This is a genomic window from Streptomyces sp. BL1 (assembly GCF_057628045.1).
Genome location: NZ_JBXYWZ010000002.1, coordinates 1,024,536 through 1,042,111 on the forward strand (window position 1 = coordinate 1,024,536; position 17,576 = coordinate 1,042,111).

Below are 17,576 nucleotides of genomic sequence, written 5' to 3' on the forward strand. Positions count from 1 at the left end.
TGCTTTTCCGCGGGACCCACTGTGGCTTGTGACGGCTCCGGCTTTTACGGCAGCCGGGTGGCGACCACCAGCCGGCAGCGCGGGCCGCCGGCCGCCGTACGGCCCAGCTCCGGCAGCGCGTACAGCTCCACCCCGAACCCGGCCCGCGCCAGCTCCCGTTGGACGTCGGCGAGCCGGAACGGGCGGTAGTACATGACGAACTGCGGGCGCCACAGCGCGTTGCGCACCCGCATCGCCGCGTCGAAGCCGAGCAGCGCCCAGTAGCCGGCCGAGCCGGGGCGGGGCGGCGCCGTCATCGGGAAGGCGAACCGGCCGCCGGGCGCGAGGACCGAGTGGACCTCCGCGAACAGGCCCGGCCACTCGCGGGGCAGGAAGTGCCCGAACGCGCCGAAGCTCACCACGAGATCGAAGACCGGCCCGAACGGCAGGGCCAGCGCGTCACCGCGCACCCAGTGCGTACGCGGGCCCTGGTCTGTTTCGGCGTCGGACGGCGACGGCAGGTTGCCGCGGCCGACCTCCAGCATGCCCGCGCTGCGGTCCACACCGACCACCCGCTCCCGGCACACCTGCTCCAGCACGCCCATGCCCGCGCCGGTGCCGCAGCACAGGTCGAGGCCGCTGCCGAACGGGCCGAGCCCGCCCAGCGCGCGCGTCACCGGCTCCAGCACCCACTGCGGGGTACGGAACGGCGTGTGGTCGAACTTCGGCGCGAGCAGGTCGTAGCCGTGCTCGACGGACGACAGCGCCTGCACGGCGAGTTCGCGGACGGAGGGGCCCCGGGAGGTGCGCATCGCGGTCCAGCATAGGGCGGCCGCACCCGTCCTGACGGTTTGTCAGGGCCGGGCGGGCCGCGGGGTGTCCGGTGCGCGCAGGCGCTCGGCCAGCCCCGTACCGCCCTCGATCCGTACGCGGCCGTCCCCCACGCACGCGGCGAAGGAGGCCTCTCCCGCGAGCAGCGCGTCGCGCGCTTCGGACCGCAACGTGACCTGCGCGTCGGCCTGTTCCGCCGGGCCGTCGCCGTACATCGAGGGGCCGTCCCCAATGCGCAGATGAAAGGTGCCCTCGTCCAGCACCACGTCGATCACGCCGGAGTGGCCGCCCGCCGCGTGCCTGAGCAGTTCGAGGAGCGGGAGGGCGTGCCAGTGGGCCCGTACGGCGTCGGTGGGACGGCGCTCCGTCAGCTCCGGGGCGCCCCATTCCGCGAGCGCTGTGAGGACGGGCAGCAACCGGCGTCCGCGCGCGGTCAGTTCGTACACCTGCGCCGCGGCCGGCGGCGGGAGCCGGTGGCGGGTGGCCAGCTCCTCGCGCTCCATGTCCTTGAGCCGGGAGGCGAGCACGTCGGTGCTGATGCCGGGCAGGTCGGCGTGCAGGTCGGTGTAGCGGCGGGGACCGGCCAGCAGTTCCCGGACGATCAGCAGGGTCCACCGGTCGCCGACGGCGTCCAGAGCCCGGGCGGCGGCGCAGTAATGGTCATAGCTTCGACGGCGAGGCATGGAGAGCAGTTTAGAGAAGATGTTGGACTTGCCAAGCTCTCACTTGGTAGAACCAAGTACGCAATGAAGCCTTGGGAGGGCCACCGCATGGAGTTCCGGCAGTCGAGCAAGCTGAGCGAGGTCTGTTACGAGATCCGCGGGCCGGTGATCGAGCACGCCAACGCCCTGGAGGAGGCGGGCCACAGCGTGCTGCGCCTGAACACGGGCAATCCGGCGCTGTTCGGGTTCGACGCGCCGGAGGAGATCGTCCAGGACATGATCCGGATGCTTCCGCAGGCCCACGGCTACACCGACTCGCGCGGCATCCTCTCGGCGCGGCGCGCGGTGGCCCAGCGCTGTCAGGCGCGCGGCATCGACGGAGTCGGCGTCGACGACGTCTTCCTGGGCAACGGCGTCTCCGAGCTGGTCACCATGGCCGTCCAGGCGCTGCTGGAGGACGGCGACGAAGTCCTCATCCCGGCACCGGACTTCCCGCTGTGGACGGCGGTGACCACGCTGGCCGGCGGGCGCGCCGTGCACTACCTGTGCGACGAGTCCTCCGACTGGTACCCGGACCTCGACGACCTGGCCTCGAAGATCACCGACCGGACCAGGGCGCTGGTCCTCATCAACCCCAACAACCCGACGGGCGCGGTCTATCCGCGCGAGATCGTCGAGGGCATGCTCGACCTCGCCCGCCGTCACGGCCTCATGGTCTTCGCCGACGAGATCTACGACCAGATCGTCTACGACGGTGCCGTGCACCACCCCGCCGCGTCCCTCGCCCCCGACCTGGTCGTCCTCTCCTTCGGCGGGCTCTCCAAGACCTACCGGGTGGCGGGCTTCCGCTCGGGCTGGCTCGTGGTGACCGGCCCGCGGCAGCACGCGCGGAGCTATCTGGAGGGCCTGACCATGCTGGCCTCCATGCGGCTGTGCCCCAACGCCCCCGCCCAGTACGCCATTCAGGCCGCGCTCGGCGCCCCGAACTCCATCGGCGAACTGACAGCGCCCGGCGGCAGGCTGCGCGAACAGCGCGACCGGGCCTGGGAGAAGCTCAACGAGATCCCCGGCGTCTCGTGCGTGAAGCCGCAGGGCGCGCTGTACGCCTTCCCCCGCATCGACCCCGCCGTGCACAAGATCCACGACGACGAACAGTTCGTCCTGGACCTGCTGTTGCGCGAGAAGATCCAGGTCGTCCAGGGCACGGGATTCAACTGGCCCTCCCCCGACCACTTCCGCATCCTCACCCTCCCGCACGCCGACGAACTGGAGTCGGCGATCAGCAGAATCGGCCGCTTCCTGGCGGGCTACCGGCAGGACTGAATTCCGGCCTCGCGGCCGGGAGGGGCGGGGGCATCAGGGGCGCGGGGAACTGCGCAAACCCCAGCGGCAGCCGCGCCCCCGACGCTAGTTGCCCACGAGCGTGACTTCGGTCGCCTTCACGCTCGCATACACGACCGCGCCCTCGCCCAGTCGCATCTCGGCGGCCGCCGCCGGGGTGATCTCGGCGACGAGGTCGGGCGCGCCGTCGCAGGCGACCAGGACCCGCAGGCGGCTGCCGAGGGCGGTGACCTCCCGTACGGTGCCGGGCCACACGTTGCGCGGGCTGCCCGCGGGCCGTTCCCGGTGCAGGGCCACGGCCTCCGGGGCGATGACCGCGATGGCCTCCGTACCCGCCGTGCCGGACGGGCGGGGCGCGGCCTCGCCGGCCGGTTCGGCGGCCACCAGGCGGGCACCGCCGGGCAGTTGCAGCCCCTCACCCGTCGTGGTGCCGCTCCAGGCGTTGCGGCCGAGCATGCGGGCCACCCACGGGGAACGGGGGTGCCGGGTGACCTCGGCGGGCGGGGCGTCCTGCACGGCGCGGCCGTCCTCGAGGACCAGTACCCGGTCGGCCAGCGCGACCGCCTCGACCGGGTCGTGCGTGACCATCAGGCACACCCCGCCGAAGCCGGCGAGGTGCGTGCGCAGGGTGTGCCGTACCTGTGCGCGGGTGGTCTGGTCGAGCGCGGCCAGCGGCTCGTCGAGGAGCAGCAGCCGCGGGCGGGCCGCCAACGCGCGGGCGAGCGCGACCCGTTGGGCCTGGCCGCCAGAGAGCTGGCCGGGCTTGCGGTGGGCGAGATGGCCGACGCCGAGCCGGTCCAGCCACTGCTGTGCGCTGCGCCGTGCGGCGGCCCGGCGGACGCCGTGGGCGCGCAGCCCGTACGCCGTGTTGGACAGGGCGCTCAAGTGCGGGAAGAGCGCGCCGTCCTGGGGTACCCAGGCGACTCCCCTGCGGTGCGGGGGCAGCCGGGTGACGTCCGTACCGCCGAGCCGCACGGTGGCGCGGGCACGCGGGGTGAGGCCGAGGAGGGCGCGCAACAGGGTGGTCTTCCCCGCGCCGTTGGGGCCGACGACGGCGAGGGTGGTGCCGCCGTCCGCGTCGAGCGTGAGGTCGGTGAAGCCGGTGACGGCGGTGTGCAGGTCCCACCTCTGGGCGGTGGACGCGGTGTCCGGCCGGCCGCCCTCGGAGCCGGCCGCCACGTGTACGCCTGTCGGCGCCGCGACGTGTGCCGCCCCCGCCGTGCCTGCCGGCTGCGCCTCCTTCACCGCGCCGGGTGCCGTGAACGGGTCGGCGCCCGTGGGGTGTTCGGCATGTGCGGAGGGCTCCGCACCCGCGGCGGTCTCCGCGACCGTGGCGGCCGGTGCCGCAGTCCCCGGCGTGCCGGAGCGGTCCGCCGTACCCGAGTCCGCCGCGGGGACGGGTTCCGAGGAGGAGACGGAGTCCGCGAAGGGGCCGCCGTCCGCGGCCGGTTCGGCCGCCCCCGGGGTCCCGGAGGCCGGACTTTCGGAGGCCCGGCCTCCGGGGGCCGCGGAAGAGGGCGGAGCCGCGGTCGCGCCGCCCGCCGGATCCGGCGCGCCGGCGGCGGCCCGCCGTGTCCGTCCGCCCGAAGGGCGGCCCGCTCCGCCGCCGGCCCAGCGGCCGCGCAGGGCGACGAGGACAACCATGGCGATGGCGAGCAGCAGCAGGGAGACCGAGGTGGCGGCCTCGGGCGAGTCCTGGAGGAGCAGATACACCTGGAGCGGCAGCGTCTGGGTGGATCCTGTGAGGTTGCCGGCGAAGGTGATGGTGGCGCCGAACTCGCCCAGCGCTCGCGCCCAGGCGAGCGCGGCGCCCGCGGCGAGCCCGGGGGCCGCCATGGGAAGCGTGACGGTGCGGAACACCCGCAGCGGGGAGGCGCCGAGGGAGGCCGCGGTCTCCTCGTAGCTGGGCCGCAGTCCGGCGAGGGTGCCCTCCAGGCTGATGACGAGGAACGGCATCGCCACGAAGGTGGCGGCGACGACGGCGCCCGAGGTGTGGAAGGGCAGCACGATGCCGAACGTGCCCTCCAGCCACGGCCCCAGCAGTCCGCGCCGGCCGAAGCCGAGCAGCAGCGCGACGCCGCCGACGGTGGGCGGCAGCACCATCGGCAGCAGTACGAGGGAGCGCACGACGGCCTTGCCGGGGAAGTCGACGCGGGCGAGCAGCCAGGCCAGCGGCACCCCGAGCAGCAGCGAGAGGCCGAGCGCCCAGAAGGACACCAGCAGCGAGAGGCGTACGGCCTCGGTGACGCCGGGGCTGCTCAGATGCGTGCCCAGGTCGCCCCACGGGGTGCGGGCGAGGATCCCCAGCAGCGGCAGCAGCAGGAACGCGACGGCCAGCAGCCCGGGCACGGCCAGCGTGACGGGGGTGCGGGCGCCGGGTGCGCGGGGGCTGAGGCGGCTCATCGGCGGTTCCTGGGGTGGGGCGGGGGCCGGGCAGGACCCGCCGCGGCGGCGGCCGCAGCGACGGGATCCGGCACGACGGAGGGGTCGGGCGCGCGGGCGGTTACGGCTTCTGGAAGCCCGCGTCGCGCAGGATCTTCTGCGCCTTCGGGGTGCCGAGCCACTTCACGAACTCGGCGGCGTCCTTCTGGTGCTGCGAGCCCTTGAGGGTGGCGGCGGGGTAGGAGGCGATGGCGTTCTGCTTGTCGGGGACGGTGACGGCGTCGACCTTGCCGGGCGCGGTGGCGGCGTCCGTCTTGTAGACGAGCCCCGCGTCGGCCTCGCCGAGTTCGACCTTGCTCAGCACGGAGCGTACGTCGGTCTCCTCCGAGACCGGCTTCACGTCGAGCTTCTGCGCGTCCAGGACCTGCTTGCTGTAGCGGCCGACCGGCACCTCGGGCGCGGCGAGGACGACCTTGCGCTTCGGGTCGGCGAGGTCCTTCAGCGTCTTCGTCTTCTCCGGGTTGCCCTTGCCGGTGGCGATCACCAGCCGGTTCTTGGCGATGACGGAGGGCTTGCCGGTCTCCGAGCGCAGCCCGTCCATCGTCTTCGTGTCGGCCGTCACCAGCGCGTCCGCGGGCGCGCCCTGCTTGACCTGGGAGGCGAGCTGCTGCGATCCGGCGAAGGAGAACTTCACCTTGGTGCCCGGGTGTTCCTTCTCGTACGCGGCCCCGGCGGTCTTGAACACGTCGGTGAGCGAGGAGGCGGCGAGCAAGGTCAGCTCGGCGCCGCCGCTGTCGGCCTGCGCGCCGGCCTTCTTGTCCCCGCCGCTGCCGCAGGCGGCCAGCGGCACGAGGAGGGCTGCGGTCACGGCGGCAGCGGCGACGCGGCCGACGGTGCTGCGACGTCCGGGAAGGGTGTGGGACATGCGGGGAACTCCTTGCGTGTGCGTGCGGCGGATGCCGCCCGGCGGTGGGACCGCGCCGGGGACGGACGGCGCCGCGGGGGCTTCCGGAGGGGTACGCGGCGGGCGCGTCCGGATGCGGGTGTCAGGTGCGGTCGATGTGCACGTTCGTGGATTTCACGCGCGCTGTGGCCTGCATGCCGACCTCCAGCCCCAGCTCCTCGACGGCCTCCCGTGTCAGCAGCGACACCATCCGGTGCGGGCCGGCCTGGATCTCCACCTGCGCCGCCACGTCGCCGAGCTTGACCGCGGTGACGATGCCCGGGAAGGCGTTGCGCACCGAGGTGTAGGAGGGGTCCTCCTCCCCTTCCCCCTGGGCGAGTTCGGCGGAAAAGGCGGCCAGCGCGCGGCCGTCGATGACACGCCGCCCGCCGTCGTCGCGGTGCGTGGCGATCCGCCCGGCGTCCGCCCAGCGGCGCGCGGTGTCGGGGCTGACGCCCAGCAGCCGCGCCGCCTGACCGATTGTGTAGGACTGCATCTGCGACAAGATATGCGAGTCTTCCTGGCATCTGCAATCGATGGGGCGATGCTCCATCGCAGGTGCGACCTGCCGGAGAACGGTTTGGAGGAAGCCCCGAGCGGAGACCGGGCGGAACCCTCCCGTCCGTCACATCCCGCCCCTTAGCCTCACCGGCATGACTCACGCTGCGATCACGGCCGAGGGCCTGCGCAAGCGGTACGGGGGAACGCAAGCGGTCGACGGCGTCACGTTCGAGATCGCACGCGGCGAGTTCTTCGGCATCCTCGGACCGAACGGTGCGGGCAAGACCACCACGCTGGAGATGGTCGAGGGACTGCGCCGGCCCGACGAGGGCGGCGCACACCTGCTGGGCGTCCCCTCGTGGCCGCGCGATCCGGCGCTGCTGCGGCGCGTCGGCGTCCAACTGCAGTCCTCGGCCTTCTTCGAGAAGCTCACGGCACGCGAGCAGATCCGCACCTTCGCCTCCCTCTACGGCACCTCCGCCGCGCGGGCCGACGCGATGCTGGAGACCGTCGGGCTCACCGACAAGGCCGCCACCCGCGAGGACCGGCTCTCCGGCGGGCAGGCCCAACGCCTCTCACTGGCCTGCGCCCTGGTCCACGACCCCGAACTCGTCTTCCTCGACGAACCCACCACCGGCCTCGATCCGCAGGCCCGGCGCAATCTGTGGGACCTGCTGCGCACCCTCAACTCCTCTGGCCGGACAGTGGTCCTGACGACCCATTCGATGGACGAGGCGGCGACGCTGTGCGACCGGGTCGCCATCATGGATCACGGCCGTGTCCTGCGGACCGGCGAACCGGCGGCGCTGGTACGGGAGCTGGAGGCCGACTCCCTGGAGGACGTCTTCCTGCGGCTGACCGGACGGGAGTACCGCGAATGAGCGCCTTCCTGAGCCTGTCCCGCGCCATGACGCTCGGACTGCTGCGGGACCGGGCAGCGGTGTTCTTCATGATGGTCTTCCCGCTGATGTTCCTGCTCCTCTTCGGCGCCCTGTTCCATGACAACACCACCGCGGAGTCCGAAGTGGTCCAGATCGGCAACGTACGGGTGCTGGACCGGATGCCCGCGGCCGAACGCGCCCGGATTCGGGGCGTGTTGAGCGTGGAGAAGACCGACGGTTCGGCGGCGGCCCGCGCCGAGGCCCTGGAGCAGGTGCGCAAGGGCGACAAGGACGCGGCCGTGTTCACCCCGCCGGGCGCGGGTACGGGGGCGGGCGCACCGGTCGAGCTACGCTATTCGGCGGCCGACGCCGTACGCGCCGGCACCGTGCGCGGCATCCTCGACTCCGTCGTCCAGCAGGCCAACCAGCACGCGACCGGCGAACCGCCCGCGTACCGGCTGCGGAGCACACAGCTGGAGGACGAGTCGACCAAGCCCATCCAGTTCCTCACGCCGGGACTGCTGAGCTGGGCCGTGGCCATGGGCGGCGTGTTCGGCTCCGCGTTCAACCTCGTCAGCTGGCGCAAGAAACGCATCCTGCGACGGCTGTGGCTCTCCCCCGTCAACGCCCGCGAGGTCGTCGCGGCGCGTGTCGGCGTCCAGTTGACCGTCGCCTTCGCCCAGACCGCCGTCTTCCTCGCCGTGGCCACGCTCCCCTACTACGGGCTGCGGCTGACCGGGAGCTGGTGGCTGTGCCTGCCACTCATCGCCTGCGGCACGCTGGCATTCATGTCGATCGGGCTCGTCGTCGGCGCCTGGGCGAAGACGGAGGAGGCCGCCAACGGACTCGCCCAGATCATCGTCCTGCCGATGGCGTTCCTCTCCGGCGCGTTCTTCCCGCTGGACGCCGCGCCCGCCTGGGTGCGCACCGTCTCGGAGTTCCTGCCGCTCAAGCATCTCGCCGACGCCGTGCAGGACGTCCTCTCCCGCGGCGCCGGATGGGGCACGGCCCTGCCGGTGATGGGCGGACTGCTGCTGTTCGCCGCGCTGTTCGCACTCATCGCCACGCGCCTGTTCCGCTGGGACGACGCGTGAGCGCTCCGCGCTGCGGGTTTGCGCAGTTCCCCGCGCCCCTCAGGACGCCCCCTCAGGACGACCCCGTGGGATCGGTGACTCTGGGTGAACTCAGGCGCTGAGGGCGGCGACCGGGCTCAGGACGGAACACGGCAGCGCGGCCCACACCGCGTTGCCGCGGGTGTAGACGGAACGGTCCATCCCCCACTTCTCGGCGATACAGCCGACGAGCAGCAGCCCGCGGCCGGTCTCGTCGCGCAGCGTCGGGGCACCGGGGAAGGGCCCGTCGAGGGCTCTTCGGTCGTCGTCGTGCACCTCCAGGTGCACGCAGTAGTCCGGGGTGACCGCCGCGCAGCAGCGGATGTCCGTGCTGTCGGTGTGGGCGATCGCGTTGGTCGTCAGCTCCGACATGACCAGCACCGCGTCGTCCCGCATCTCCTCCGGCATGCCCCACAGCCGCAGTTGGCGGCCCAGCGTACGGCGTGCCTCCCCGACACCGGTCGCCTTCCTTCCCGAGATCTGGAACCAGCAGGCGTGGCGCGTCGGTGCGCCGAGCAGACTCTGCGGTTCCACAGGTGAGTTCACAGTCGTCGCCTTCCCACGGAAACGGGCAGGGAGCGGTGCCGGACAGCCACCGCCGAGGTCGGTGAGGTGGGTCACTGGATCACTATGCTCACCGTTCGTAACGCCCGCAACCTTCTCTCTGAAAATTACAGATGGATCGCATCGACCTGTTGTCATCCCGAAGTCACTGTCGGACCATGGTCGGTGACCGGACGTCAGGGAGGCACAAGGTGGCCGAGGGCCGCTCCGCAACAGGCAGTAGCGCGACCGTTCTCCGTATGATCCTGGGCAAACGCCTCAAGGACCTGCGGGAGCGTGCCGGGCTGTCCCTCGACGACGCCGCCAGGGCCCTGCGGGTGAACTCGCTGACGGTGCGCCGTATGGAGAAGGCCGAAGTCGGCCTGAAAATCCTCTACGTCGAGAAGCTGCTGCACACCTACGGCGTCGGCCCGCAGGAGACCTGCGAGTTCCTCAAGCTGGCCGAGCGGGCCAACGAGCCCGGCTGGTGGCACCGTTACCGGGAGGTCCTGCCCGGCTGGTTCACCGCCTACGTCAGCCTGGAGAGCGACGCCACGACCCTCCGCGTCTACGAACCGCACTACGTCACGGGCCTGTTGCAGACCCGCGACTACGCCCGCGCCATCCTGCGCGCCGGCTTCCCCCACGACAGCGACGACGAGCTGGAACACCGCGTCGACCTGCGGCTGCAACGCCAGGACCTGCTCACCAAGCCGGACGCGCCCACCCTGTGGGTGGTGATGGGTGAGGCAGTGCTGCACACCCTGATCGGCGGCCCCGACATCATGCGCGACCAGATAGACCATCTGCTGGACGTGACGGCCGAACTCCCCAACGTCAGCGTCGACATCATCCCCTTCGCCGCCGGCCCGCACATCGGCGCCTTCGGCCCCTACACGTACTTCCGCTTCGACGCGCCCGAACTGCCGGACGTCGTCTACACCGAAGGGGTCTCCGGGGGCGCGTACTTCGACCAGCGCGCCGACGTGGCCGACCACCTGGAGGCCCACAACCGGATGTCGCTGCTCGCCTCGACCCCGGGCACCGACAACCTGCTGCACGACATGCGCAAGGAGTATGAGCGATGACCCGTACCGGCGACGCCGTCTACAACGGCATGCCCGCCAACACCCTCGGCACCGACGGCTGGGAGTGCCCCTGGAGCGGGGCCAACGGCGGCCAGTGCGTGGAGGTGAAGCGCCTGCCCGGCAACGCCACGGCAGTGCGGCAGTCCACCGACCCCTCGGGCCCCGCCCTCATCTTCACCCCCGAGGAGATGACCGCCTTCATCGAGGGCGTGAAGGCCGGCCAGGCCGACCATCTGCTCTGACCCGCCCGCCCGCTACCCCCCCCCCCCCCCCCCCCCCACCGACTCCGACCCATCCTCCAGAGACCGACCGACCACCGATTCACTGAGGGAACCGGATGACCGACGACGGCACCGTGCGGACCATCGACTCCGGCAGGCCGCACTCCGCCCGCATGTACGACTGCTACCTGGGCGGCAAGGACAACTACGAGACCGACGTCAAGGCCGCGGAACGGGTCGCCGACGTCTATCCCGGCATCTACGACTGCGCCCGCCAGAACCGCGCTTTCATGCACCGGGCCACCCGCGTCCTCGCCCGGGAGCACGGCATCCGGCAGTGGCTCGACATCGGCACCGGCATCCCCACCGAACCCAATCTGCACCAGGTCGCCCAGGAGATCGTGCCGGACGCGCGGGTCGCCTACGCCGACAACGACCCGCTCGTCCTGCGCTACGCCGAGAAGCTGATGCGCAGCACCCCCGAGGGCCGCACCACCTACATCGAGGCGGACGTCAACGAGCCCCAGGACCTGCTCGACGCACCGGAGTTGAGCGCGGTGCTCGACCTCACCCGGCCCGTCGCCCTGTCCATGAACGCGCTCATGCACTTCGTGACGGACGCCCAGGACCCGTACGGGCTCGTCAAGCACTACGTCGCGGCACTGCCCCCCGGAAGCGCCCTGGCCCTTTCGCACTGCACCCCCGACTTCGACCCCGAGACGTGGGCGGGCGTCACCGACGTCTACAACAGCTCCGGTACGCCCGTGCAGTTCCGCAGCCGGGCCGAAGTGGAGCGCTTCTTCGAGGGGATGGACCTGCTGGAGCCCGGCGTCGTCGTCGGCCACCGCTGGCGCAACACCGACGAGGGCCTGCTCGACGAGGAGGGCGAGCCCTTCAGCGACGCCCGCATCAGCCTGTGGGCGGGCGTCGCCATCAAGCGCTGAGCCCACCCGGCACCGCCCTCGTGTGCCGGGCGGGCTCCGCCTTCACCTCCCGGCGCTGAGCGCTCAGCTCTCAACCCTCAGCGCTCAGCTCGGACTCTTCGGCTGCGTCAGGTCGTACAGCGTGCTGCTGCCGGCGGTGGACTTCGTGAAGTGCGCCTTCACCCAGGAGTCGATCGCCGACGCGGTGCCGGACGAGGAAGACCCACTGGAGACGTAGTAGTGGATCCGGCCGTCCTCCACGTACTGCTTGAACTGCGCGAGCGTCGGTGACGGGTCCGTGCCGTTGTAGCCGCCGATCGCCATCACCGGGGCGCCGGTGGCGAGTTGACAGCTCGCCGCGCTGCTGGACCCGATGGTCGCCGCGGCCCACGTGTAGGCGTCCGCGTCGCGGCTCAGGGTGCTCTTGGCTGCGCCGCTGACCGTGATGCCGTTCAGCATGGCCCCTACGTTGCCCATGCCGCCGCCACCGGGCCCGCCCTTGCCGGTCTGGGCTGCCTTGCCGGGCGCTCCGGTACGGGCGCCCTGCTGCTTCTGCCCGCCTTGCTTGCCGGGGCCGGCCTGCCGGTTCTGCTGCTTCTGCTGTGTGCCGGGTCCGTTGGTGCCCTGCGCTCCGGGCGGGCCGCCCTTGCCGCCGCCGGGGCCGCCGCCTCCAGGCCCTCCGCCGCCCGGACTGCCTCCGCCAGGGCCGCCCATGCCGGTGGACGGGCCCGCCGTGACCAGGGCGCCGCTGTGGGCCGTGGAGACCGTGTCCAGCGTGTACGCGGCGGGACCCGCGAGGGACACCAGTACCGCCAACCCGGCGGCAGCGGCGGCCAGTCGGCGCGGCAGCAGCCGTATCAGCGCCAGCCCGACAGCCGCCGCGAGGCCCATGACGAGCACGGTCCAGCGCAGCCACGGCAGCCAGTCGCCGGTACGGCCGAGCAGCACGTACGACCAGACCGCCGTAGCGGCCACGACGACCGAGAGGGAGACCGCCGCGGCGGGGCGGCTGCGCCGCTGCCACAGCAGGGCACCGCCCATGCCCACCAGCGCGGCGATGTACGGGGCGAGCGCGACGGTGTAGTACGCGTGGAAGATCCCAGAAAGGAAGCTGAAGAAAACGCAGGTCATCACCAACGACCCGCCCCACAGCAACAGTTGGGACCGTACGGCGTCGGTGCGCGGCGCGCGGCGGGTGACGACGAGCCCGGCGACGAGCAGCAGGAGCGCCGCGGGCAGCAGCCAGGAAATCTGGCCGCCCATCTCCGTGGTGAACATCCGCAGGACGCCCGGGTCGCTGCTGTTGCCGCTCCCTCCGAGGCTGCCGGTCTCGTCGCCGGTGAGGCGACCGAACCCGTTGTAGCCGAAGGTCAGTTCGAGGAAGCTGTTGGTCTGCGAGCCGCCGATGTACGGGCGCGAGTCCGCCGGCCACAGTTCGGCCAGCGCCACCCACCAGCCCGCGCTGACCACCATCGTCAGCCCGCCGAGGAGGAGTTGGCCGAGCCGGCGGCGCAGCCGGGTGGGCCCGCACACCAGATAGACCATTACGACGACAGGCAGGATCAGCCACGCCTGGAGGGTCTTGGTGAGAAAGGCGAAACCGACGCAAGTACCCGCCAGAAGCAGCCACTTGGTCCGCGCGTCCTCCAGGGCCCGCTGGGTGCAGTACAGCGCCAGCACCATGAGCAGCGCGAGCAGCGCGTCGGGGTTGTTGAAGCGGAACATCAGCGCGGCGACCGGCGTCAGCGCCAGCACACCGCCCGCGAGCAGTCCGGCCCCCGCGCCGAAGCGGCGCTTGACGGCCGCGTAGAGCACGCCGACGGAGGCGACACCCATCAGCGCCTGCGGCACCAGGATCTGCCAGGCGCCGAGGCCGAAGAGCCGTACGGACAGAGCCATCGGCCACAGGGTGGCCGGGGGCTTGTCGACGGTGATGGCGTTGCCCGCGTCGGAGGAGCCGAACAGGAACGCCTTCCAACTGGTACCGCCGGCCTGGGCGGCCGCCGAGTAGAAGTTGTTCGCCCAGCCGGAGGCGCCGAGCCCCCACAGGAACAGCACCGCCGTGGCGGCCAGCAGCCCCAGCAGCGCGGGCCGCGCCCAGCGCGGGTCGTCGGGGCCGCCGCGCCACAGCCGTTGGATCCGGCCGCCGGGGCGGCGTGGGGCCCGGTGCTGTACGGGCGGTGCCGGGGCCGGCCGGGACGGGGACGTACCGGAATGGCCGCTCTCCGGGAGGTGAGTGGTCGTCATGAGGTGGCCCGCTTCTGCTCGTTCGCGCCGACGGACGTACCGGAGGTGTCGCTGCCGTACCAGGTGTTGCCGTGCGCGTCGGTCGGGGTGACGGGGCGCAGCCACACGGTCGTGGGGTGGTCCGTGCCGGGGGCGCCGTGGCCGTGCGGGCCGTCGCCCCGGTTGTCGTGACGTTGCTCGTCACGGCTTGCGGAGAACACCCAGAGGCGGAAGAGGATGAAGCGCACGACGGTCGCGGCGAGGTTCGCGACGATCAGCACCGCCAGCTCCGTACCGTGCGAGGCCCGCGGCACCGCCCAGTCGAGGGCGGCCAGAGAGCCGCTGCTGAGGATCAGGCCGATGGCGAAGACGAGGAGCCCCTGGGCCTGGTGGCGTACCGCCCGCTCCCGGCCGCGGACCCGGAAGGTCAGCCGCCGGTTCGCCGCCGTGTTCCCGACCGCCGAGACCAGCAAGGCCAGCGCGTTCGCCCACTGCGCCCCCATCCCCATGCGGAAGAGCGAGAACAAAGCCAGGAACACCAGCGTGCTCAACCCGCCCACCACACAGAAACCCAGCACCTGACGCGCCAACCCCCGGGGCACGCCGGGCAATTCGCGATCGCGCGGGTCATCACCGAACGGCCGGCGCAGCCGGTCCAGCGGCAGCACCCCCCTACCCAGGGCGCGGCCCACCCGCCACACCCCCTTCAGGTCATCCGTAGCGGTCTGCACGATGTCGACCCGGCTGTCGGGATCATCCACCCAGTCCACCGGCACCTCATGAATCCGCAGCCCGGCCCGCTCCGCCAGCACCAGCAACTCGGTGTCGAAAAACCACGTGTTGTCCTCCACCAACGGCAACAGCCGCTCCGCGACCTCGCTGCGGATCGCCTTGAACCCGCACTGCGCGTCCGAGAAACCCGCCGCCAGCGACCGGCGCAGAATCACGTTGTAGGTGCGGGAGATGAACTCCCGCTTCCGCCCGCGCACCACCCGGGCGCTGCGCGCCAGCCGCGAGCCGATCGCGATATCCGAATGCCCCGAGATCAGCGGCGCCACCAGCGGCAACAGCGCGTTCAGATCCGTGGAGAGATCCACATCCATATACGCCCGCACCGGCGCATCCGAGGATCCCCATACGTGCTTCAGGGCCCGGCCGCGGCCCTTCTCCTCCAGCCGCACCACCCCCACCCCCTCCAACTCCCCCGCCAGCCGGCCCGCCACATACGGGGTCCCGTCCACGCTCGCGTTGTCCGCCACCGTGATCCGGAACCCGTAGGGGAAATGCGCCGAGAGAAACGCGTGCAGCCGCCGCACACACGCCTCCAACCCCGCCTCCTCGTTGTACACAGGCACCACCACATCCAGCACGCACTCGGTGGCGCGGTCGGCGTGGCCGGCAGGGAGGTGGCGGCGGGCGGGCAGAGTGTCGTCGAGGGGTGCTTCCAGTGTTTCGGTTCGCATGATGCGACAGTCGCCAACTGGCCTGTCAGCGCTGTGTGGTGCGGTTGTGTCCCGCCTGTGAGTTCGCCGTACGGACAGCGCGGTCCTGCGGGCACACGGACAGCGCGGGGCCCCGGACCGGTGAACGGTCCGGGGCCCCGCGCTGTGTGCGGGTCCGGCTCAGCCGACGTCGGAGGCGTCCAGCCGGTACAGCTGATTGCTCGACGAGCCCGACGAACTCCCGGTGCTGTACGCGCTGCTGCTCACCTTGGAGCCGTTCTCCTTGACCCACTGGGTGATGTCGGTTTTGGAGTTGCCGCCGGGGCCGCCACTGCTGCCCAGCATGATGTAGTGCAGTTTGCCGTCCTTGACCAGCTGCTTCAGCTTGGCGAGGGTCATCGCGTCGTCGCTGCCGCTCCAACCGCCCATGGAGATGACGGGCTGACCGCTCTCCAGGATGATCGTCGACGCCGACTGGTCGTTGGCCACGGCCACCAGCCATGTGGCGCCGTCCTGATGCTTCTTCAGGTACGAGACCATCTCGGTGCTCACCGACCCGCCGGGCCCGCCGGCGCCACCGCCGCTGCGCTGGGAGCCGCCGGACGTACTGCTCTTGCCGGACGTGCCGCTCTTGCCGCTCTGACCGCTCTTGCCGGGCGCGCCCTGCTGACCGCTCTGGCCCTTCTGACCCGAGCCGCCCGGAGCCTGACCGCCCTGGGAACTGCCGCCGGGCGCCTGCCCGTTGGGGGCCTGCCCCGTGGAAGGCTTGCCCTGACCGGAGCCGCCGGGAGGACCGCCCTTGCCGCCCCCGCCTCCGGGGCCGCCCCCGCCGGGGCCGCCCATGCTGTTGCCCGTGGACGGTCCGGCCGTCGGGTTCGTCCCGCTCATGCCGCCGCCCTGGGAGGCGGTGGCGGAGACGGCGTACGCGCTGGGTCCTGCCAGCATCGCCACCGCGGCGGCGATCACGGCGACCGTCATCAGGCGGCGACGGCGCACCAGTTGACGTACTCCCCCGAAGCGCCGGCCCACCAGCGCGGCGACCGCGACCACCGCGGCCACGCCGATCAGCGGCATCAGCCAGCTGTTCCAGCCGTCGGTACGGGCCAGCAGCACGATCGCCCACACTGCCGTACCGGCGACGGCGACCGGCGGCAGCCACGGCCACACCCCGCCGCGCCGCCGTGCCGCGCGGATCAGCGCGACCGAACCCGCGCCGCTCAGCGCGGCGATGGCGGGTGCCATGGCGGTGACGTAGTAGGGGTGGAAGGTGCCCTCGGAGAGGCTGAACACCAGGTAGTGCAGCACGAGCCAGCCGCCCCACAGGAGCAGGGACGCCCTGGGGATGTCCGTACGGGGGCGCCGTCCGCGCAGTACGAGTCCCGCCACCAGCGCGAGGAGCGCGAAGGGGATGAGCCAGGAGATCTGGCCGCCGACGATCTCGTTGAACATCCGGCCGATACCGGCCTCGCCGCCGAAGCCGCCGCCCTGGCCGCCTCCCCCGCCGCCACTGGCGCCGAAGATGCGGCCGAAACCGTTGTAGCCGATGACGAGGTCCCACACGGAGTTGTCCGTACTGCCGCCGATGTAGGGGCGGGTGCCGGCCGGCACCCTGTCGACGATGAACATCCACCAGCCGCTGGAGACCACCAGCGCCACCGCCGCCACCGCGAGGTGCGCGACGCGCTTGCCGAGCCCCGTACGGGCGGCCACCAGGTAGGCGAGGAAGAAGGCGGGCAGCACGATGTACGCCTGCAGCATCTTCGTGTTGAAGCCGAAGCCGATCGCGACCGCCGCCCACACCAGGGGCAGCATCTTGCCGGTCCTGATGGCCCGGAGCGTGCCGGCGGCGCCGAGCAGCATCAGCAGGACGAGGATCGGATCCGGGTTGTTGTCGCGGGTGATGGCGACGGTCATCGGGGTGAGCGCCAGCACGAGGGCGGCGACGGTCGCCGCGATGTGCCCGAAGCTGCGGCGCACCATCCGGTACAGCAGCGCCACCGCGCCCACACCGGCCGCCGCCATCGGCAGCATCATCTGCCAGGTGCCGAAGCCGAACACGCGGCAGGACAGGCCCATCACCCACAGGGCGAAAGGCGGCTTGTCGACGGTGATGAAGCCGCCGTCACCGGCGTCCAGAGAGCCGAAGAAGAGGGCCTTCCAGCTCTGCGTACCGCTGTAAACGGCCGCGGAATAGAAGGAATTGGCCTGGCCGACGGCGGACAGGTTCCACAGGTACAGCACCGCCGCCAGGGCGAGGATCGCCCACAGCGCGGGCCGGGCCCACCGCGGGTCGTTCGGGTGCCCGGTGAACAGTGTGGCGAGCCGTCCTCGCCGCGAGCGGGCCCGGGAGCGCTCCGGGTCCCCGGGGGGAGCCGCAGGCTGCGGGGATGTCTGCGTTGCGTGTGCCATGCCGACGAGCGTGCCGCCCGAGTCTGTCGGCTTCCTGTGCGCAAGCTGTCGGCCGCGTACGAAGAAGCCCGGCCCCCTCTGCACGCGCTCCG

Annotated in this window: 15 protein-coding genes; 6 read left to right on the forward strand and 9 right to left on the reverse strand. The window is 72.0% G+C overall.

Annotated elements, in window-relative coordinates; translation table 11 throughout:
* Positions 1–44: 44 nt before the first annotated feature.
* Positions 45–791 carry a class I SAM-dependent methyltransferase gene (locus tag AC3AGO_RS04785; RefSeq protein WP_487818851.1) on the reverse strand — a complete coding sequence of 249 codons (747 nt, stop codon included), beginning with the start codon at positions 789–791 and terminating at the stop codon, positions 45–47.
* Positions 792–833: 42 nt separating this feature from the next.
* Positions 834–1,493 (reverse strand): winged helix-turn-helix transcriptional regulator, encoded by a 660-nt coding sequence (locus AC3AGO_RS04790; RefSeq protein WP_487818852.1) that lies wholly within the window; start codon positions 1,491–1,493, stop codon positions 834–836.
* A gap of 87 nt (positions 1,494–1,580) precedes the next feature.
* Here AC3AGO_RS04790 and AC3AGO_RS04795 point away from each other — a divergent pair, with 87 nt between their 5' ends.
* Entirely contained in the window at positions 1,581–2,795 is a 1,215-nt protein-coding gene (locus AC3AGO_RS04795) for a pyridoxal phosphate-dependent aminotransferase (RefSeq protein ID WP_487824533.1), read from the forward strand.
* Between the two features lie 84 nt (positions 2,796–2,879).
* On the opposite strand, the gene AC3AGO_RS04800 is transcribed toward AC3AGO_RS04795, so the two are convergent.
* From AC3AGO_RS04800 to AC3AGO_RS04810, 3 genes are all read right to left on the reverse strand, one after another.
* On the reverse strand, positions 2,880–5,216 hold the full coding sequence (locus AC3AGO_RS04800) for an ABC transporter permease (protein WP_487818853.1): 2,337 nt from the start codon (positions 5,214–5,216) through the stop codon (positions 2,880–2,882).
* A gap of 100 nt (positions 5,217–5,316) precedes the next feature.
* The gene (modA, locus tag AC3AGO_RS04805; protein ID WP_487818854.1) at positions 5,317–6,120 is read right to left on the reverse strand and encodes a molybdate ABC transporter substrate-binding protein; all 804 of its coding nucleotides are present in this window, start codon (positions 6,118–6,120) and stop codon (positions 5,317–5,319) included.
* A gap of 121 nt (positions 6,121–6,241) precedes the next feature.
* Positions 6,242–6,634: a TOBE domain-containing protein gene (locus AC3AGO_RS04810; RefSeq protein WP_487818855.1), complete on the reverse strand. Its 393-nt coding sequence runs from the start codon at positions 6,632–6,634 to the stop codon at positions 6,242–6,244.
* Positions 6,635–6,791: 157 nt separating this feature from the next.
* Here AC3AGO_RS04810 and AC3AGO_RS04815 point away from each other — a divergent pair, with 157 nt between their 5' ends.
* Complete coding sequence (locus tag AC3AGO_RS04815) at positions 6,792–7,520, forward strand: ABC transporter ATP-binding protein (RefSeq protein WP_487818856.1); 729 nt, start codon at positions 6,792–6,794, stop codon at positions 7,518–7,520.
* Positions 7,517–8,614 carry an ABC transporter permease gene (locus AC3AGO_RS04820; RefSeq protein ID WP_487818857.1) on the forward strand — a complete coding sequence of 366 codons (1,098 nt, stop codon included), beginning with the start codon at positions 7,517–7,519 and terminating at the stop codon, positions 8,612–8,614. Before AC3AGO_RS04815 ends, AC3AGO_RS04820 begins: the two co-directional genes overlap by 4 nt.
* A 90-nt stretch (positions 8,615–8,704) precedes the next feature.
* On the opposite strand, the gene AC3AGO_RS04825 is transcribed toward AC3AGO_RS04820, so the two are convergent.
* Positions 8,705–9,178 (reverse strand): ATP-binding protein, encoded by a 474-nt coding sequence (locus tag AC3AGO_RS04825; RefSeq protein WP_487818858.1) that lies wholly within the window; start codon positions 9,176–9,178, stop codon positions 8,705–8,707.
* A 209-nt stretch (positions 9,179–9,387) separates the two neighbouring features.
* On the opposite strand from AC3AGO_RS04825, the gene AC3AGO_RS04830 reads away from it, so the two are divergent.
* From AC3AGO_RS04830 to AC3AGO_RS04840, 3 genes are all read left to right on the forward strand, one after another.
* Positions 9,388–10,263, forward strand: a complete 876-nt coding sequence (locus tag AC3AGO_RS04830) for a helix-turn-helix domain-containing protein (RefSeq protein WP_487818859.1) — start codon at positions 9,388–9,390, stop codon at positions 10,261–10,263.
* Positions 10,260–10,505 (forward strand): DUF397 domain-containing protein, encoded by a 246-nt coding sequence (locus AC3AGO_RS04835; RefSeq protein ID WP_487818860.1) that lies wholly within the window; start codon positions 10,260–10,262, stop codon positions 10,503–10,505. The genes AC3AGO_RS04830 and AC3AGO_RS04835 overlap by 4 nt, the downstream gene beginning before the upstream one ends.
* Positions 10,506–10,600: 95 nt before the next feature.
* The gene (locus tag AC3AGO_RS04840; RefSeq protein WP_487818861.1) at positions 10,601–11,428 is read left to right on the forward strand and encodes an SAM-dependent methyltransferase; all 828 of its coding nucleotides are present in this window, start codon (positions 10,601–10,603) and stop codon (positions 11,426–11,428) included.
* 84 nt (positions 11,429–11,512) lie between these two features.
* On the opposite strand, the gene AC3AGO_RS04845 is transcribed toward AC3AGO_RS04840, so the two are convergent.
* The 3 genes from AC3AGO_RS04845 to AC3AGO_RS04855 all read right to left on the reverse strand — a co-directional run bounded on the left by AC3AGO_RS04845 (position 11,513) and on the right by AC3AGO_RS04855 (position 17,484).
* Positions 11,513–13,654, reverse strand: coding sequence for an ArnT family glycosyltransferase (locus AC3AGO_RS04845; RefSeq protein WP_487818862.1), 2,142 nt, complete (start codon positions 13,652–13,654; stop codon positions 11,513–11,515).
* Positions 13,651–15,096: a bifunctional glycosyltransferase family 2/GtrA family protein gene (locus tag AC3AGO_RS04850; protein WP_487818863.1), complete on the reverse strand. Its 1,446-nt coding sequence runs from the start codon at positions 15,094–15,096 to the stop codon at positions 13,651–13,653. The genes AC3AGO_RS04845 and AC3AGO_RS04850 overlap by 4 nt, the downstream gene beginning before the upstream one ends.
* 159 nt (positions 15,097–15,255) lie before the next feature.
* Entirely contained in the window at positions 15,256–17,484 is a 2,229-nt protein-coding gene (locus AC3AGO_RS04855; protein WP_487818864.1) for a glycosyltransferase family 39 protein, read from the reverse strand.
* Between the last annotated feature and the right edge of the window lie 92 nt (positions 17,485–17,576).

Excerpts from the sequence above, each read along its gene's own strand:
- AC3AGO_RS04785 (WP_487818851.1), bottom strand. The coding sequence starts at position 791 with ATGCGCACCTCCCGGGGCCCCTCCGTCCGCGAACTCGCCGTGCAGGCG.
- AC3AGO_RS04790 (WP_487818852.1), bottom strand. The coding sequence starts at position 1,493 with ATGCCTCGCCGTCGAAGCTATGACCATTACTGCGCCGCCGCCCGGGCT.
- AC3AGO_RS04795 (WP_487824533.1), top strand. The coding sequence starts at position 1,581 with ATGGAGTTCCGGCAGTCGAGCAAGCTGAGCGAGGTCTGTTACGAGATC.
- AC3AGO_RS04800 (WP_487818853.1), bottom strand. The coding sequence starts at position 5,216 with ATGAGCCGCCTCAGCCCCCGCGCACCCGGCGCCCGCACCCCCGTCACG.
- modA (WP_487818854.1), bottom strand. The coding sequence starts at position 6,120 with ATGTCCCACACCCTTCCCGGACGTCGCAGCACCGTCGGCCGCGTCGCC.
- AC3AGO_RS04810 (WP_487818855.1), bottom strand. The coding sequence starts at position 6,634 with ATGCAGTCCTACACAATCGGTCAGGCGGCGCGGCTGCTGGGCGTCAGC.
- AC3AGO_RS04815 (WP_487818856.1), top strand. The coding sequence starts at position 6,792 with ATGACTCACGCTGCGATCACGGCCGAGGGCCTGCGCAAGCGGTACGGG.
- AC3AGO_RS04820 (WP_487818857.1), top strand. The coding sequence starts at position 7,517 with ATGAGCGCCTTCCTGAGCCTGTCCCGCGCCATGACGCTCGGACTGCTG.
- AC3AGO_RS04835 (WP_487818860.1), top strand. The coding sequence starts at position 10,260 with ATGACCCGTACCGGCGACGCCGTCTACAACGGCATGCCCGCCAACACC.
- AC3AGO_RS04840 (WP_487818861.1), top strand. The coding sequence starts at position 10,601 with ATGACCGACGACGGCACCGTGCGGACCATCGACTCCGGCAGGCCGCAC.
- AC3AGO_RS04845 (WP_487818862.1), bottom strand. The coding sequence starts at position 13,654 with ATGACGACCACTCACCTCCCGGAGAGCGGCCATTCCGGTACGTCCCCG.
- AC3AGO_RS04850 (WP_487818863.1), bottom strand. The coding sequence starts at position 15,096 with ATGCGAACCGAAACACTGGAAGCACCCCTCGACGACACTCTGCCCGCC.
- AC3AGO_RS04855 (WP_487818864.1), bottom strand. The coding sequence starts at position 17,484 with ATGGCACACGCAACGCAGACATCCCCGCAGCCTGCGGCTCCCCCCGGG.